At 62.4% G+C, this 16,426-nt stretch carries 20 protein-coding genes and 1 pseudogene; 17 read left to right on the top strand and 4 right to left on the bottom strand.

Going from position 1 to position 16,426, the window contains the following annotated elements; genetic code table 11:
* The first annotated feature begins 132 nt into the window (after window positions 1-132).
* The 14 genes and pseudogenes from JW792_RS13680 (at window position 133) to JW792_RS17265 (ending at window position 9,520) form a co-directional block, all read left to right on the top strand.
* The gene (locus JW792_RS13680; RefSeq protein WP_135995305.1) at window positions 133-831 is read left to right on the top strand and encodes an SDR family oxidoreductase; all 699 of its coding nucleotides are present in this window, start codon (window positions 133-135) and stop codon (window positions 829-831) included.
* Window positions 828-1,358: a lipocalin-like domain-containing protein gene (locus tag JW792_RS13675; protein ID WP_206340804.1), complete on the top strand. Its 531-nt coding sequence runs from the start codon at window positions 828-830 to the stop codon at window positions 1,356-1,358. The genes JW792_RS13680 and JW792_RS13675 overlap by 4 nt, the downstream gene beginning before the upstream one ends.
* A gap of 344 nt (window positions 1,359-1,702) precedes the next feature.
* Complete coding sequence (locus JW792_RS13670; protein WP_135995306.1) at window positions 1,703-2,545, top strand: DUF932 domain-containing protein; 843 nt, start codon at window positions 1,703-1,705, stop codon at window positions 2,543-2,545.
* Window positions 2,546-2,816: 271 nt separating this feature from the next.
* The gene (locus JW792_RS13665; protein ID WP_206340803.1) at window positions 2,817-3,107 is read left to right on the top strand and encodes a transcriptional regulator domain-containing protein; all 291 of its coding nucleotides are present in this window, start codon (window positions 2,817-2,819) and stop codon (window positions 3,105-3,107) included.
* 16 nt (window positions 3,108-3,123) lie between these two features.
* Window positions 3,124-3,600, top strand: coding sequence for a DUF2285 domain-containing protein (locus JW792_RS13660; protein ID WP_241094981.1), 477 nt, complete (start codon window positions 3,124-3,126; stop codon window positions 3,598-3,600).
* A gap of 146 nt (window positions 3,601-3,746) precedes the next feature.
* Entirely contained in the window at window positions 3,747-4,016 is a 270-nt protein-coding gene (locus JW792_RS13655; RefSeq protein ID WP_135995308.1) for a helix-turn-helix transcriptional regulator, read from the top strand.
* 70 nt (window positions 4,017-4,086) lie between these two features.
* The gene (locus JW792_RS13650) at window positions 4,087-4,812 is read left to right on the top strand and encodes a DNA-methyltransferase (RefSeq protein WP_241094980.1); all 726 of its coding nucleotides are present in this window, start codon (window positions 4,087-4,089) and stop codon (window positions 4,810-4,812) included.
* A complete protein-coding gene (locus tag JW792_RS13645) occupies window positions 4,809-5,327 on the top strand; it encodes a DUF2840 domain-containing protein (protein ID WP_135995310.1) in 519 nt (172 codons plus the stop codon). The genes JW792_RS13650 and JW792_RS13645 overlap by 4 nt, the downstream gene beginning before the upstream one ends.
* Window positions 5,324-5,869 carry a S26 family signal peptidase gene (locus tag JW792_RS13640; protein WP_135995311.1) on the top strand — a complete coding sequence of 182 codons (546 nt, stop codon included), beginning with the start codon at window positions 5,324-5,326 and terminating at the stop codon, window positions 5,867-5,869. Before JW792_RS13645 ends, JW792_RS13640 begins: the two co-directional genes overlap by 4 nt.
* Before the next feature lie 34 nt (window positions 5,870-5,903).
* Window positions 5,904-6,239, top strand: coding sequence for a DUF736 domain-containing protein (locus JW792_RS13635; RefSeq protein WP_135995312.1), 336 nt, complete (start codon window positions 5,904-5,906; stop codon window positions 6,237-6,239).
* Between the two features lie 4 nt (window positions 6,240-6,243).
* A complete protein-coding gene (locus JW792_RS13630; RefSeq protein ID WP_135995313.1) occupies window positions 6,244-7,167 on the top strand; it encodes a lytic transglycosylase domain-containing protein in 924 nt (307 codons plus the stop codon).
* The gene (locus tag JW792_RS13625; RefSeq protein ID WP_135995314.1) at window positions 7,164-7,484 is read left to right on the top strand and encodes a hypothetical protein; all 321 of its coding nucleotides are present in this window, start codon (window positions 7,164-7,166) and stop codon (window positions 7,482-7,484) included. Before JW792_RS13630 ends, JW792_RS13625 begins: the two co-directional genes overlap by 4 nt.
* Window positions 7,481-8,065, top strand: a pseudogene (locus JW792_RS17270) (hypothetical protein); the annotation flags it as partial. The gene JW792_RS13625 and the pseudogene JW792_RS17270, both read left to right, overlap by 4 nt.
* A gap of 222 nt (window positions 8,066-8,287) precedes the next feature.
* Window positions 8,288-9,520, top strand: a complete 1,233-nt coding sequence (locus tag JW792_RS17265; RefSeq protein ID WP_420871279.1) for a DUF3363 domain-containing protein — start codon at window positions 8,288-8,290, stop codon at window positions 9,518-9,520.
* 199 nt (window positions 9,521-9,719) lie between these two features.
* On the opposite strand, the gene JW792_RS13615 is transcribed toward JW792_RS17265, so the two are convergent.
* The gene (locus tag JW792_RS13615; protein WP_158291564.1) at window positions 9,720-10,571 is read right to left on the bottom strand and encodes an IclR family transcriptional regulator; all 852 of its coding nucleotides are present in this window, start codon (window positions 10,569-10,571) and stop codon (window positions 9,720-9,722) included.
* Between the two features lie 102 nt (window positions 10,572-10,673).
* On the opposite strand from JW792_RS13615, the gene JW792_RS13610 reads away from it, so the two are divergent.
* Genes JW792_RS13610 through dmpG form a run of 3 tightly spaced genes read left to right on the top strand, consistent with a single transcriptional unit; the run spans window position 10,674 to window position 13,443 of the window.
* Window positions 10,674-11,462 carry a 2-keto-4-pentenoate hydratase gene (locus JW792_RS13610; protein ID WP_135995317.1) on the top strand — a complete coding sequence of 263 codons (789 nt, stop codon included), beginning with the start codon at window positions 10,674-10,676 and terminating at the stop codon, window positions 11,460-11,462.
* The gene (locus tag JW792_RS13605; RefSeq protein ID WP_135995318.1) at window positions 11,459-12,400 is read left to right on the top strand and encodes an acetaldehyde dehydrogenase (acetylating); all 942 of its coding nucleotides are present in this window, start codon (window positions 11,459-11,461) and stop codon (window positions 12,398-12,400) included. The genes JW792_RS13610 and JW792_RS13605 overlap by 4 nt, the downstream gene beginning before the upstream one ends.
* Entirely contained in the window at window positions 12,400-13,443 is a 1,044-nt protein-coding gene (gene dmpG, locus JW792_RS13600; RefSeq protein ID WP_192900966.1) for a 4-hydroxy-2-oxovalerate aldolase, read from the top strand. The genes JW792_RS13605 and dmpG overlap by 1 nt, the downstream gene beginning before the upstream one ends.
* A gap of 136 nt (window positions 13,444-13,579) precedes the next feature.
* Here the strand turns inward: dmpG and JW792_RS13595 are convergent, their stop codons facing one another.
* The 3 genes from JW792_RS13595 to JW792_RS13585 form a co-directional block, all read right to left on the bottom strand.
* Window positions 13,580-13,999 (bottom strand): BphX family protein, encoded by a 420-nt coding sequence (locus tag JW792_RS13595; protein ID WP_135995320.1) that lies wholly within the window; start codon window positions 13,997-13,999, stop codon window positions 13,580-13,582.
* A gap of 201 nt (window positions 14,000-14,200) precedes the next feature.
* Window positions 14,201-15,517: an acetyl-CoA hydrolase/transferase family protein gene (locus JW792_RS13590; RefSeq protein ID WP_135995321.1), complete on the bottom strand. Its 1,317-nt coding sequence runs from the start codon at window positions 15,515-15,517 to the stop codon at window positions 14,201-14,203.
* Between the two features lie 211 nt (window positions 15,518-15,728).
* Window positions 15,729-16,424: an OmpW/AlkL family protein gene (locus tag JW792_RS13585; protein WP_135995322.1), complete on the bottom strand. Its 696-nt coding sequence runs from the start codon at window positions 16,422-16,424 to the stop codon at window positions 15,729-15,731.
* Window positions 16,425-16,426 lie beyond the last annotated feature (2 nt).

Here is a 16,426-nt window from a genome sequence, read left to right as displayed (position 1 = left end):
GTCAGGGTGCACGACAATCGAAGAGAAACCAGTTTGACAGGTTACGTAGCGAATGACAATGTAACCTGATAAATCGGTTACAGGTCAAGACGCGATCGAAAACGACGGCTTGCGGGTCAGAGGAGGTTTTTCATGAGTGCTTCGCTGGAAGGATGCAGCGTGGTCGTCGTGGGTGGAAGCACCGGCATCGGCTGGGCGATCGCCGAACTCGCGGTGAAGGCAGGCGCGCGCGCCTTCGCGCTCAGTCGCTCGGCGAACGCACCCGAGGGCGCGGAAGGGATTGTCGCTGACGTAACCGATGAGGCATCGATGGAAACGGCTTTCGGCCGTATCGGCCCGATCCATCATCTCGCTTACACGGCCTGGTCTCGCCAAGGCGCACCGCCGCTGGCGACGCTGACGAGCGGACATCTGCAAGAAACCTTTGACGCCAAATTGTTCGGCGCCCTGAACGCCATCCGTGTGGCCCTGCCATATCTCGATCCGACGGCCTCGATCACGCTCACTTCAGGCCAGGTATCGCGCAAATATGGCGCCGGCACCGTTCTTAAGGGGACCGTCAACGCCGCCGTGGACTCGGCGGGAAAGCATCTCGCCAAGGAGTTGGCGCCGCGTCGCGTGAATGTGATCAGCCCCGGCGTGACCGACACATCGCAATGGGGTGAACCAAACTCGGCAAAGCGCCTGGAAACACTGGAGCGTGCTTCCAACGCGCTCCCGGTCAAACGGGTTGCAACGCCGGAGGAACTAGCATCCGCCTATCTGTTCGTGATGACGAACCCATTCATGACGGGCGCGGTCGTCGATGTCGATGGCGGGGGCTTGTTGTGAACGCGCCCACCCTGTTCCGCCGCCGCACACTGCTCGCGCTTGTGACGGCCGCGCCCGCCGCCGCATGTGCAACAGCGCGCGCGACCGCGCCGTCGCTCGTCGGAACCTGGGCGCTCGTCGCCGCTGATCGAAGAATGTCGGATGGCTCGGTGACGCGCGATTATGACGCCGCGCCGCAAGGCCGGCTGATGATCGACGACGCGGGGCGCTACGCCCTGCAAATCTTCAGTGCCGAGCGACCGAATTTCGCTGCCGGAGATAAGGCAGGGGGCACAGACGCCGAGATGCGCGCTGCGGTCATAGGATCCAGCACACATTTCGGCTCACTCAGCGTCGACTGGGCGGCACAAACGCTACGCTTCGCGATCGAGGACTCGTCATTCCCGAACTGGCGCGGACAGGTACAGACACGTTCCTTCACCCTACGAGACAATGTGCTGAGCTGGCAGGTTCCACCCCGGCCGGATGGAACCGTGCCGATTTCCGTTTGGCGCCGAGACACCAGTTCGACCGTTTCACGCCCCTGACTAAGCTGAAGTCCATTATGAAAGGAGGTCGCACACCGCGTCCGCACTGACTTCCAGGTCTCGATTTTTCGTTCTCAGCCCCGCAATACAAGGACAGCATGGTTTCTTGCTAAGGGCGCTGCCCTCGCGCGGCGCAAGGGGCCGCTGACGCTCGGCCGGGACGGTCTCCCCAGCCTTCCGCGCGGATGCGTGCTTCGCACTGTCGTCATGTCTTCATCCGCTTGTGCAGGCCGGGCGATCCCCCTCCGTCCCGGCCGCCCTTGCGCCTTTCTACCCCGGTCTCGCCGACGGGCAGGGTTGCAGCGCAGCGCTGCGCTCCAACCCAAGCCCATAGGAGAACCACCATGCATCATCAGCTCGCCACCCGGTTCGGACGCAACAGCCATCAGATCAGCGGCTATGAGCCGCTGGACAATGAGGCGCTGTATAACCACGTCCCATCCATTTTTGCCCGCGAGGCGCACGACAGCCGTTCGGAGCGCTACGTCTATGTCCCCACGATCGACATCGTGGAGGGGTTGCGCCGGGAAGGATGGTTTCCATTCTTCGCCGTCCAGTCGGTTCCCCGCGATGGCGCTCGCCACGGCCACGCCAAGCATATGTTGCGCCTGCGCCGCGATGACGGCATCGGCAAGCCGGAAGCCGCCGAGGTCATCATCGTGAACTCGCACGATGGCACGTCCGCCTATCAGATGTTCGCCGGAATGCTGCGGTTTGTCTGCACCAACAGCATGATCGCAGGCGAGCGGTTCGAGGAGGTCCGCGTGCCGCACAAGGGCAATATCCAGCATGACATCATTGAAGGCGTCTACACGGTCGCGGACGATTTCCCGCGCTTGATCGACGCCAGCGAGGGTATGAAGGCGGTGCGGCTATCCGACGACGAGCGGAGAGTCTTCGCGGAGGCGAGCCTTGTCGCCCGCTATAGTGAGGACGAAAGCCCGTTGCGGCCCGAGCAGATCATCGAACCGCGACGCCACGAGGATGTCGGCCGCAGCCTGTGGACCACATTCAACGTCATTCAGGAGAACATCATTCGCGGTGGCCTGCATGGCCGCAAGCGCAACGCCGAAGGCCGTATCCGCCGCAGCCAGTCCCGGCCCATCAACGGCATCGACCAGAACGTGACCCTCAACCGCGCGCTGTGGACGCTGGCGGAAGGAATGCAGCGACTGAAAGCATCTTAAGGACTCTGACCCGTGGAGTCGATGACGGGGCTCCACGGGTTTTCTCTCGCGTCTTCTGACGCCGCGCGCCAACATCGGCGCGCTCAAATTCCGCGCTCGCCGCGCTCTGCGCGGCTCGCCAAACAACTCCAGAAATGTTAAGTAAAAAGAAACCAAAATCGATCGCGCCGCGCGATCAACATATCTCGTAACTGCGGCTTCAAACCCTATCGAACATTGGCAAACTTCTCCATCCGATGGCCGCATTGCGGTCGGACACGGAGAAGACGCCATGCTGAGCATCGATTGGCGTTCGCCCGCGGCCTACGAGCATGCAAGCACAATCCCGGCCGCGGGCTTCGCTTGGGAATATCTTCGACGCGATGGGGACTATCATCGCGATTTCGAGCAGATCAATCGCCGGAAGACGCCGCGCGCAAGCACGTTGACGGCGTTTTCGGAGCGATGGGGGTTGCGATTTCCCGCGCGACCCGCAGCTCCCGCCGGATCGCCAATCGCTGTTCTGGATGCCACGCCTGCAGCCAGACGCCGTATTGCTGACACCTGCTTTGTCGGCCACTGATGGAACATCGCTGCCATTGACGCTGCCGCGTCTGCATGATGTCGATCTCAGACAGGCAGAAGATGGTTGGCATGGCGTCTGGCAGGCCAATGGCGTCACGCATCAATTCTGGCTTGAAGAAGCGCCGCCCGGCATAGGCGCCGCCTATGCTGTGACCTTGCCGTTCGACGCTTTGTTCGAGCTGCGCGTCCACTCCGCACGGCGGTTCTGGCGAAACCTCAACGGGCGCCCGCCGGGCGGCGCGTTTCGCGCCATGCCGGATCAGCTTCGCCAATTTCACACGCTGTCGCTGCGCGCGCTCGACGCTCGGCTGAACGGAGTGAGCTATCGCGGCATCGCCGAAGCACTGTTCGGCTTTCGCGGCGACAAGACCGATTGGGAAAGCGACCCTCGCAAGAACAAGGCCCGGCGCCTGGTCGCCGCCGGCCTGCATATGATGCACGGCGGCTATCGCGATCTGCTGCACTATCCCATCAAGCTGCGCCGCCGCTGATCCGCTTCCATCATCACACCGTCAGGGGTGCCGTCCGCCCATAGGCGCAAATGCGGCACGCTACGGGGCGCCGATGCTTCGCCATGGTTCGCCATAGCCCGCTGTCGCCACCGACAGCCGCACCCACGACGAACCAAAGGTGATCTATGGCCGATCCGAAGGCGGACCTGCCGCCGCGACTCCTGCGCACGCCTGATGCCGCGCGCTTCCTCGGAATCTCCATCCGCACGCTGGAGAAACACCGCACCTACGGCACCGGGCCGACCTATCGCAAGATCGGCGGGCGTGTCGTCTATGCCGTCGAAGACCTGCAAGCCTGGTCGGCAATCGGCGCGCGCAAATCCACCCGCGACACCAATGTCGGCCGCGTGTTCCCGGCGCGTCGTTTGACGCCGGACGAGCGCGGCGAACGCTGAGCGCCGTGCGATGTTAACAGTCCTCACCGGCGACTGCCGCAACCTCATGCCGAAGCGTGGCCCCTTCGACATGATCCTCGCCGATCCACCCTGCGGCGACACGTCGCTGGCCTGGGATCGGCGCGTCGATGGCTGGCTGACAATCGCTCATGATGCGCTGCGGCCGACCGGCTCGCTTTGGGTGTTCGGCTCACTGCGCAGCTTCATGGCGACCGCAGATCAGTTCGCCATCGCCGGTTTCCGCTACGCGCAGGAGATCGTCTGGGAAAAGCAGAACGGCAGCAGCTTCCATGCCGATCGCTTCAAGCGAGTGCATGAGCTGGCCGTCCAGTTCTACCGTGCCGACGCACGCTGGCGCGTCGTCTACAACGACGTGCAGACGACGCCGGACGCTGCGCCGCGCACCGTGCTCCGCAAGCGCCGGCCGCCGCACACCGGCCATATCGAGGCCGGTCACTATGTCAGTCACGACGGCGGGCCGCGCCTCATGCGCTCCGTCGTCCACCTGCGCAATTGCCACGGCCGCGCCATCCATCCGACGGAGAAGCCGACCGCGCTTCTCGAAATTCTCATCCGCACGAGCTGCCCCGCAGATGGATTCGTCGGCGACTGGTTCGCCGGATCGGGTGCGGCCGGCGAAGCCTGCCGGCTCGCCGGTCGCCGCTATCTCGGCTGCGAGATCGATGCGGACATGGCCGACCGCGCCCGCACGCGCATCGCCGCCGTGCTGCCGTTTCGCGACGCAGGCGCCGCGCCCGCGCGCCAATCCTCACCCATCACAGGAGACATTCCATGACTGGCAATGCGGCTCGCCGCGTGCGCGGTCGTCCGCAGCCGGACGGTCCTGCGCCTTTCACCACATTGGTTGAGCTAACCTGGCAGCAGAAGAAGATCGAGAACTGGATCAGGTTCGGCCAGAAGAGCTACGAACAGATCCTCGACCGTCGCCGCAGCATCGTCGGCTTTGCGCCGAACACGATCTTTGCCTTTGTGCGCTGGGCGTCCAACGATTTTGGAACGATCAGCTCACGCATTGACGTCGTGCGCGCAGTCGGCCGCGGTGAGCCGTTCTCGACGCTGCCGTTCGTGCGACCGGGCGGCGACATCCTCTTGCGCCTCGAAAGCTGGCCGAAGGTCAGCCAGGCGCTTCAGGCGATCGACGCTGTGGACGCCCTCGGCCTCGATCCGGCGGACGTGGCGCCGGAGCATTGGCGGCATGTCCATAACCGTCTGACCGCCGGCCATGAGCCGCGCGCCTACACGCCCGATCAGCACGCCGCCTGGCTCCAACGGCGGAGGATCGCACCATGAGCCGCTTCGGCTACGTCATGGTGACGTATTTCGTGACGATGGGCATGGCCATCGCCGCCTTCATACCAACACCAACAAAACTGATCTGGAACGCCAGTGCGAGCGCGCCCATCGGCTTCTATACCATCGAGCCGGCGGATCGACTTGAGGCGCCCGAACTGGTCGCCGTCACGCCGCCCGAACCGCTCGCCACCTTCATTGCGGAGCGTGGCTATGTCGGACGCGGCGTGCCGCTGTTGAAGCGCGTCATCGGCCTGCCGGGACAGCGCGTGTGTCGCGTCGGCCGCACCATCACCGTCGATAGCCTCGAGGTTGGCGAAGCGCTGGAGCGTGATCGTCTCGGCCGTGAGCTGCCCACCTGGCACGGCTGCCGCGTGATCGCGGACGGCGAAATCTTCCTCATGAATGGGCAGGTCCGCGACAGCCTCGACGGACGTTACTTCGGACCCATCCCCGCAAATTCCGTCATCGGCCGCGCGATCCCGCTCTGGACCGATGAGGAAGGCGACGGCCGCTACCAGTGGCGCGCGCCGACGCACTGAGACGAGCCTCAAACCCCAATCACAGGAGACTTCCATGACGCAGATCGGACAATTCACCCGCGAGAAATCCCGTTTCGTCGGGCGTGTTCATACTCTGACTCTCTACCGCGATCTCACCATCATTCCGGCCGAGCCGTCCGACGCCGAGAACGCGCCGGACTATCGCATCCATCTCGGCGAGGAGGCCGGTCCGGAGGTCGGCGCCGGCTGGAAGCGCACCGGCGAAAAGGCCGGCGAGTATGTTTCGCTCCAACTCGACGATCCCAGCTTCGCGCAGCCGATCCGCGCCAATCTCTTCCAATCGGACGACGACAAATCTGCATGGTCGCTGCACTGGAATCGCCCGCCCAAGCGTGCCGAACGAGACTGAGGCCATGCGCTATCCCGTCAGGACCGCGCACGAAGCCTCCATCCCTTTGTTCGCGGAAAAGCCGTCTCATCCCTTCGTCCCGCTCGGACGTAGGCCGGCCGGGGCGCGCAGCGAAGGTCAAGGGCGGCGCTTCGCCGGCGCTTCGCGCGCACCCTTGACCGCAGCGAGCACACTGGCAGGCTGGCGTCGCATCGGAGACCGGATGGTCTTGCGATATGCCGTTATCCTGCTCGCCAGCGTGTTTCCGACCGCACCGTTTTACGGCGTGGCGGTTGCGCAGCCGGTGACAGCCGAACGTGCGATGCCTGGCGATCCCTATGCCGTCCACATCGCCGAAGCTTCGCGGCGTTTCGGCATTCCGGTTGCATGGATCAGGGCCGTCATGCGCGCCGAGAGCGCCGGGAATATGCGCGCGATCTCAGCCAAAGGCGCGATGGGGTTGATGCAGTTGATGCCCGATACCTGGGCCGAGCTGCGCGTCCGTTATGGCCTTGGTCGCGATCCTTACGATCCGCGCGACAACATCTTCGCGGGGGCAGCTTATTTGCGCGAGATGTTCGACCGATATGGCAACATCGCCGCCATGCTCGCAGCCTACAATGCTGGTCCTGGCCGTTATGACGAGCATCTTTCGACAGGGCGTCCCCTTCCGGCAGAGACGCGGGCCTATGTTGCGTCCATCCTTCCGCTGATAGGGGCAGGCGACAGCACGACGCCCGTCATGGTCGCAACGGCCGACGCGGCTGGGTGGAGCCGCGCGCCGCTCTTTGTGGCGCGTTCGACCGACAGACGCACTGCCGATTCCAGGCACTCCGATCAGCGATCGACTGACATGCCGACGACGCTTCCGGTGCGCGACGTATCGGCGATCGAGCCGCGATCCGACGGATTGTTCGTTGTCCGAGCAAACGCAGGAGAATCGCAATGAAGACGGCGATCCGGCGCGACGTGGCGTCTGTTTCAGTGTGCAGGCGGATAGCGTGGATTCCGGGACAAAGACATGCAGGAGAGGCGAAAAAGGCGGAAAGGCGGGAGGGCAAGATAAAACAAAGCGGCACCCTGTCGGGCCGCTTTGGAAAAAAGTTGTTGTCTGCACACTGGTTAGGGCTGTCGCGCACGGCACTCCATTTTTGTGGGCATGGTGCCGTCTATTCTCGCAACGCCTTGGACTTGCTGGCTTTGCACCGGCACTATCACCTGAAATCAGCCGTTTTGTCAGGGTTTCGGCCAGGACGTCGCCCATGAGCGGCGACGATGAGGATCGCTTTCGACCAAGACCCGGCCGCATCCGCTCCGATACGCGCGGCGGCGCGCGGACCAAGAGCTTCCTCACCAAGGTTAGGAAGATCGCCCGCCAGCAGAGCAACGCGCCGTCGCGTCACGGTCCGAGCATTTCGGCCAAGGGCGCGAGCCGCACGCGCGCCGCCGGCGGACCTGGCGTCAGACGTGGGCGCGGCGCGGCCTTCGTCCGGTCCCGCCAGATCGCCGGGGGGTGGCGGCACAGCCGGCCGGGCGTTCGGCGCGTCCTCGTCAAGACGCGCTTCGTCCAGAACGCTGGCAAGAGCGGCAAGGCCGCCGCACACCTGCGCTATATCCAACGTGACGGCACGGCGCGCGACGGCGAGCGCGGGCAGCTCTATTCGGCGACGGAGGATCGCGCCGACGGCGAGGCCTTTCTGGAGCGCGGACAGGAAGATCGCCATCAGTTCCGATTCATTATCTCAGCCGAAGACGGCGCCGATCTGTCGGACCTCAAGGCGCACACCCGCGACCTTATGAGCGAGATGGAAGTCGATCTCGGGACGAAGCTCGATTGGGTCGCGGTCAACCACTACAACACCGGCCATCCGCATGTGCATGTCATCGTCAACGGACGCGACGAACTGGGCCGGGATCTGGTGATCAATGGCGACTATCTCGCCAACGGCATCCGCGAGCGGGCAAGCGAATTGACGACGCTCGAACTCGGTCCCGTCACCGAGATCGAGCAGCACCGCAAACTCTCGGCCGAGATCGACCAGGACCGCTTTACCCGTATCGACAGGGCGATGGCGGAAGAAGCCGATACGCGCTTCCTCGACCTTCGCCATGAGCCGGCCGAACCGCGCCGCCAGTTCAACCGGACGCTCCGCCTTCGCCGTCTCGCCAAGCTGGAGAAGATGGGCCTGGCGACCGAGCACGCGCACGGCGTCTGGGAATTGAGCAATCGGCTGGAGCCGACCTTGCGCGAATTGGGCGAGCGCGGCGACATCATCCGCTCCATGCACAAGGCGCTGAAGGCCGATGGCCTGGAGCGCGATCCGATGACCTTCCGCATCCACGAGGTCGCGCCCGAAGCGCCCGTCGTCGGCCGTGTCGTCGACAAATATCTGGCGGACGAACTGGGCGAGACTCTCACCCTCGTTGTCGACGGGATCGACGGGCGCACGCATCATGTCTCCGGCATCGAGCCGGCCCGCGTGGAGGATGCTCGGATCGGCAGCATCGTCGAGATCGGCCCAGCCGAGGCACCACGGCGCCAGTCCGACCACGCTATCGCCGCCGTCGCCGAAGGCGACGTCTATCGACCGAGCCGCCATCTGGAACAGGCGAAGTTCGAAGGGCGCGTGCCCGGCGGGGACTATGAGGGTTATGTCGACGCCCATGTCCGTCGCCTGGAGGCGCTGCGCCGTGCCGGAATCGTCGAACGGATCGACGCCGATCAATGGCGCATCCCCGAGGACTTCGAGAAGCGCGCCGCCGCCTATGATTCAGGCCGGAACCGGCAGGCGAACATCCGCGTCCTCTCGGCCTTCGATCTGGAAAGCCAGATCGGCGCCGATGGCGCCACTTGGCTCGATCGGCGACTGATCGGCGGCGAGGCTTCCGATCTGGTCTCAGCCGGGTTCGGACAGCAGGTCCGCGAAGCGATGGACCTTCGCCGTGAGCGTCTGGTCGACCAGGGTGACGCCACGCGCCAGCAGGATGGTCGCACCTTCTACAGGCGCAATCTGCTTACTACGCTGCGCGATCGCGATGTCGCTCACGCCGGCGCGGAGATGGCCGCGAGCAAGGCCATGCCGTTCCGCGCCGCCGGAGACGGCGAGACCGTCAGCGGCAAGTTCACCGGCACCATCCAGCTATCGAGCGGCAAGTTCGCGATCGTAGAGAAAAGCCACGAGTTCACCCTTGTCCCCTGGCGGTCGGTCATTGAACAGCAGCTCGGCCGCGAGGTCATGGGCGTCGTGCAAGGTGGATCGGTGTTGTGGCAGTTGGGGTGGACGCGCGGGCTCTCGATTTGATGCGATGGGCGCGCACGTGCTAGGCTAAGCGGTTGGCGAACGCCGTAGCGGGAGGCCTGTTCACATGCTCCGTCAACGCGGCATAGATTGGCTAGCCCCGTTGCCGCCCAATATGGTTGGAAAGCGAAAAGAAAAAACTAGTGTGATATTCCAATCTCACTGACGTGTTGCTGATCGCTTTGAAGCAGCGAAGTTGGGGTTAAGGTTGGGAACCACAAGATTTGCATCCAACCACCGGATCATCGGATAGTAGCGGTGATTTGCTTCGTGGGGCAAGCAAACTGGAAGCGACAAAAGCACGGCCCGCCATTCGCCGCTCAATACAAACTGCGGCATCCCTGAGTGCGGCAAGGGCCTGCTCCCTGCGGCACCCTTCGAAAGTCGGCGCTGGAGCTGAAATGGAAATCGCTGCGATCACCGAACAGTCTGCTCCCATGACGGGAACGGCCAAGCATTTCAAATCCTCGAAGACTTCTGCGTCGTCAAAAGCCCACCCCTGCACTTCGACCTCTTCTAAGTGCTTACGCAACAACTCCGGATCGACGATCGTATTGGACGTAAGGGCGACGAAAGGCCCGTCCGACAAATAACGCGCGCGCGCTGCAGGAGACACATTGGCGAGCAGCACTTTGCCGATTCCCGAGCAATAGGCTTCCAATTGCATGTCCTCCCGCGTGAATTCGGCGGCGGGACCGTGCGCGGCCTTTGCTAGATAGGTAACCATGGAATCTTCCAACACGCCCAAATGAACCGTCTGCCGCCAGCGTTGCGAGAGCTCGCGCAAGATCGGGCGACTGATCCGCGCCAGCACTGTCCGTTCATCGAACCGCCGGGCAAACGCCATCAGCCATGGGCCAGGAAGATAGCGACCCGGCCGTTCGCGGAGAATGAAGCCGTAACGCTCCAACACGACTCCTAGCCGATGCGCGGTAGAGGCGGGCAGAGCGACATCCTGGGCAAGCTTGGAGAATGATCGCTGGCCGCCGTCCTCGACGACGACCCGCAGCAGATCGAGAGCTTTTTCGAGTGTGCGCGGAACAGGCGTTGGCATTCGATTTCTTACCATGTGAGAAATGAATCTGGCAAGCTGGTTGTCGCGCTTGGTTCCGAGCGCTTATCTGAGGTCTGTGAAGAAAAACGGGACTGGCCAAGAATGTCTAATGCGCATGAAGTTGCCGCTGGTCGTCTGCGAGAAGCCTATTGCGGCACAACAATTCCCCCGCTCCGAGAAACGCTGGAGCCCGCTGACGTCGAGGGGGCTTATGCGATTCAGGCGATCAACACTCGCTACTGGCAAAGCCAAGGCCGGCGGATCGTTGGGCGCAAGATTGGGTTGACCGCTGAGGCGGTGCAGAAACAATTGGGCGTGAGCCAACCCGATTTCGGCGTATTGTTCGAGGATATGCGCATTGCGCACGGCGGCGTGCTGTCGAGCACTAGTGTTATACAAGCAAAGGCTGAAGCCGAGATTGGCTTGATCCTCGCTCGCGATATAGTCATGGCTGACGCCACACCCCATGACGTCGCCGCCGCTGTGCGCGGCGCTGTCGCCGCCATCGAAATCGTCGACAGCCGCATCACCGATTGGAAGATCACGTTCGCTGACACGGTAGCCGATAACGGCTCGTCGGCTTTCTTCGTGCTAGGCAGCGAAGAAAGGTCTCTAGAGGGTCTCGATCTGCTCGGCTGCAAGATGAGCCTGACTGTGAACGAAGAAGTCGCCTCCACCGGGGTCGGTTCGGCTTGCCTGGGCCATCCGCTGAATGCCGCGGCTTGGTTGGCGCGCACCTTGGCCGCGCGAGGTGAGCCACTGAAGGCCGGCGACATCATCCTTACTGGGGCGTTAGGCCCCATGGTTGTTTTGACGCCGGGTAGCTGCGTTGGTGCCTCCGTCGAGGGGTTGGGGAGCGTCAGCTTCACGTTTGAGGGAAAGCGCAAATGAGCGGCAAGACCAAAGTCGCCATCATCGGCTCGGGGAATATCGGCACCGACCTGATGATCAAGATCATGCGATTGTCCAAGGTGCTGGAGGTGGGCGCCTTCGTCGGCATCGATCCCGAATCTGACGGTCTGAAGCGCGCCGAGCGCATGGGTGTGCCGATCTCCGCCGATGGCGTAGACGGACTGCTTTCTCTGCCGAATTTTTCCGAGATCGAGATCGTCTTCGACGCCACTTCGGCTGGCGCTCACAAAGTGCATGACGAAAAGCTGCGCGCACGTGGCAAGACGATCATAGACCTCACGCCTGCGGCCATCGGCCCCTATACGATCCCTCCAGTCAATCTTGAGGCGAACCTCAGAGCCGAAAACGTCAACATGGTCACCTGCGGCGGCCAAGCGACGATTCCGATTGTGGCGGCGGTTAACCGTGTCAGCCCTGTGCGCTACGCGGAGATCGTCGCCTCGATCGCCTCAAAATCGGCCGGTCCCGGCACCCGCGCGAACATTGACGAATTCACCGAAACGACATCGCGCGCGATCGAGGTCGTCGGCGGCGCCGAAAAGGGTAAAGCCATCATCGTACTGAACCCGGCTGAACCGCCGCTAATCATGCGGGACACAGTCTATTGCCTTTGTGACGATGCTGATCGGGATGCTATCCGCGCCTCCATCGAGGCGATGGTGGCCGAGGTTCAGTCCTACGTGCCCGGCTATCGCCTGAAACAGGCAGTACAGTTCGAGAGCATCGGCAGCAACGACCCGCTGTACATCCCCGATCTGGACTGCCGCTACACCGGCCTCAAGGTCACCACCTTCCTAGAGGTTGAGGGCGCGGCCCATTATCTGCCTTCCTATGCTGGCAATCTGGACATCATGACTTCAGCAGCTCTCAGAACAGCGGAGCGGATCATTGAAACCCGCAAACCGGAGGCGGCATGATGAGTGGATTCAAGCCGGAGAAAAAACTCTACATCCAGGACGTCACGCTACGCGACGGCATGCACGCCATTCGCCACCAATATGGGCTGGATCATGTGCGCATGATCGCCAAGGCTCTGGATGAGGCCAACGTCGACGCCATCGAAGTAGCCCACGGCGACGGCCTCGCTGGCTCCAGTTTTAACTACGGTTTCGGCGCTGCGACCGACTGGGACTGGATTGCGGCGGTGGCCGAGGTGGTCTCTCGCGCCAGACTGACTACTTTGTTGCTGCCAGGTATTGGCACGATCCATGATCTTAAGCATGCTTATGATATAGGCGTGCGTTCGGTGCGCGTGGCGACACATTGCACCGAGGCCGACGTGTCTAAGCAGCATATCGAATATGCGCGCAGCCTAGGCATGGACGTTTCGGGCTTCCTGATGATGAGCCACATGAGTTCGCCGGACGCCCTCGCTCAGCAAGCGCATCTGATGGAAAGCTACGGAGCCCACTGTGTCTATGTGACGGATTCCGGCGGCGCTATGACCATGGACGACGTAGCGGCTCGACTCCAAGCTTACAGCCGGGTGCTGAAGCCCGAGACTGAGCGTGGAATCCACGCCCACCACAACCTCAGCCTCGGCGTGGCCAATTCGATCGCCGCTGTGCAGAATGGCGCAATACGCGTCGATGCCTCGCTTGCGGGGATGGGGGCCGGAGCCGGCAACGCTCCTCTTGAGGTCTTCATCGCCGCTGCCAGTGCATATGGCTGGGATCATGGCTCCGATCTCTTCAAGCTGATGGACGCTGCCGAGTATCTGGTGCGTCCGCTTCAGGACAGGCCGGTGCGGGTCGACCGCGAAACGCTGAGCTTGGGCTACGCTGGAGTCTATTCCAGCTTCCTGCGTCATGCCGAGAAGGCTGCGGCTGACCACGGCCTTGACGTGCGTTCGATCCTGCTGGAGCTTGGACGGCGGCGCATGGTCGGCGGCCAAGAGGACATGATCGTCGATGTCGCGTTAGACCTCGCCAAAGCTAAAACTCTCACCGAAGCGGTGTAGCTTATGACGCGCGCGCAGCGGTTAACGCAAACTTGGTGCAAGTAGCACCGCACCGGTATTGATCTTACCTTGCCCATGGTCCTGAGCAGCAGCAATGAGCATCGGCTGACGGTTCTCCGGCCGGCGCCCCTGAACTTCAGCCTTGCTGCGTTTTGTCCCGGTGCGACGCGCTCCAAGCATACCAGGCCCCGATTGCGATCACCCCATGGGCCGCCAGCGTAGTGATAACAAACCATGCCGCCTCACCGCTGCACAATAGGGAGTAGATGTCCCAAGCCGCTCCGACCGCTTCTGTCAGCACTATCACCGGGACCAGCGCGATGTACTTCCACGGTTGGCGCGCGCCCCACAGGGCGACGACGCCGATCGCGGCCAGCTGTATGCCGACGATCAACCAGGCATCGAGCAGCAGGCCGAACACCGGCTTGCCCTGGCCCAGGTCGAGCCCTGGATATATTAGGGGCAGGGTACCCGCGTAGACCTGCGGCCAGAGCAAGACGAGATTGCACAGGTACCAGATGCCGCAAGCGATGAGGAATATGCGCAGGCTTCGCATGGTTCGATCTCCCAAGAAGATTACTGCGGTCAGGCAGCTATTGTTAAAATATCCGACGTTGCGCTAGGGATATGCGGATTCCGACGATCCCGGCCGGCTACTCCGATCTGGCCCAGACCACCGTTCCGATTTGATCACGGCCGGTTGAAGCAAGATCCTGTGCGGGTACGTGTGCGAGTAATGGTGATGTGGCGTTCGCAGCTAGCTTCGTAGCATCGCAAATGCTTCTTGCTCCAAGGCTTCGCGAAAGTCAGGGTGCGCGATGGCTATCAGGGCCTTTGCGCGCTGAGCCAGCGACAAGCCGCGCAGGTTCACAACCCCGTATTCGGTGCAGACGTACTGGACATCGTTGCGCGGCGTTGTCACGGGGCCGCTGAGGCGCGCAACGATACGCGAGGCGGTGCCGTTGGCGGCCGTGGAGTGACAAGCAATGATGGACTTCCCTCCTTTCGACGCCGAAGCGCCGCGCACAAAATCGAGCTGCCCTCCCGCCCCACTGAATTGACGGCCACCGAGCTGCTCAGAATTGCAGGCGCCTTGCAGATCGACCTCCAGAGTCGCGTTCACTGAAATCACGCGGTCGTTCGTGGCGATTACCGCCGGATTGTTCACGTAGTCGACGGGGTGAGCCTCGATTGCAGGATTGTTGTCGAGGAACTCGTAGAGATCTCGATCCCCCATCGCGAAAGTGAAGATCGTCCGTCCTGGACAAACCGCCTTGCGACTATTGTCGACCACGCCCCGCCGCATTAGCTGCGCCAGCCCTGGCGCCATCAGCTCGGTATGCACGCCGAGGTGGCGGTGGTCCCCGAGCGCGGCGCAAACAGCGTCGGGCAGGGTACCGATCCCCATCTGGAGGCAGGCCCCGTCCTCGACCAGATTGGAGATGAGCCGCCCAATCGCGACATCGATTTCGTCCGCCGCGGCAGGCGGGACTTCCAGGAGCGGAACGGGATTCTCGACCAGGGCCGTCACCCGATCTATGGGAACGCGGCAGTCGCCTCGTACCCGCGGCATGGCGGGATTGACCTCGAGGATCACCTGCCGCGCGCTGCGCGACACTGCGAGCGCATAGTCGGTGTTGGTGCCGAGACTGAAGCAGCCGTCTTCGTCCATAGGCGCCACCGTCGTCAGCAACACGTCAACGTCTACTTGCCGACTCAACACGTCCGGCGCTTGGCTGAACGCGGTGGGCAGGAAGTCGATCGGCGGTAGGCCCAGTCTTTCCGCCTCCTTGTCCAGCCTGCGCTCATTCGCGCCGTGGAAAAGGCTGACGGGCCCGATGCGATCGCGCAGTTCGGTGCGCAACACCGGCTCAGCATTGGCGGTGGAAATCAGATAATAGAGCAAAAGACCCGACACCTCTCGAGCCTCGACACGACCGGCCAGCGCACGCAGCAGCGCTGGTGGCTGGGCGACGCCGAGCCCCAAGGCGACCTTCGCACCGGAGGGAATCGACCGCACGGCAGCTTCCGGTGTCGTTCGCCGGCGCGAAAAAGCCTCGCTGAAACGGTTCATCCATGCCTCCAAGGATACAGCGGTAACGGCGCTTATGTCTGAAAATCTGATCCTCAGACCGCCAGGAGGTTCTGACGACGATGCAGCAAGCGGCTTGCCACAGCCGGGAAATCTAGCCGAGCACCTCTGTCGCAGTTGAGGCAAGCTCGCTGGAATTCAAATGCTGTGGGGAGACGAGACCAAGCCGGAATTGGCATCGACCAAGCAGTCTTCAGAAACGATAGCCAAGACCAACGCCAACAATCGTGGGGTCAATTGCAACCTTCGCCGATGCGGGGACGCCGCCAACCGTGGCGCTTACATCGGTGCTCAACCAAACCTGTTGAACGTAGCCATGTAATGTCCAACGCTCAGAAATGTCGTAATCAAGCCCTAGCTTGAGCGCCGGCCCGAAGGCATTTTCGACGTTAACATCGCTCAGCGCAGCATCGTCGACATTCAGAAACACAGCATAGGTTACACCGACGCCAACATACGGCCTGAAGGCGCCTAGATCTGAGAAATGATATTCACCCGACACAGTCAAGGGACCGTAGTTAGCGCTTGCAAGCGTGCCAAATGCTTCGAGTGTGCCTGCGCCCTTGATGTGCGCCCGCGGCGGATATCCTGCATAGACATTGATCGCAAGATTTGGCGTCAAGAAATAGCTTACATCAAACGATATGGTCTGATTGTCCGCCATCGAGACTGAGCCGTTTGGCACAGGTGCGCCCCCGACAGCGACTTCCGCGCTCTCATTGGTAAACACGTTTGCGACGTCAACGTGAAGCAACCAGCGCCGAAAGTCGCTAGGGTAAGTCTCGGTCGCATATGCTGAACCAGTTGGATTGTCTTGGGCCTGTGCCGGACACGAGAGCGAAACCAAGCCAAGGCCAAATATCAATCCGAAAACCAAATTACTTCTCATCG

It is taken from the genome of Marinicauda algicola (assembly GCF_017161425.1).
GTDB classification, from domain to species: domain Bacteria; phylum Pseudomonadota; class Alphaproteobacteria; order Caulobacterales; family Maricaulaceae; genus Marinicauda; species Marinicauda algicola.
The sequence above is the reverse complement of the archived record's forward strand: the minus strand, read 5'-3'. Positions and strand labels throughout refer to the sequence as shown.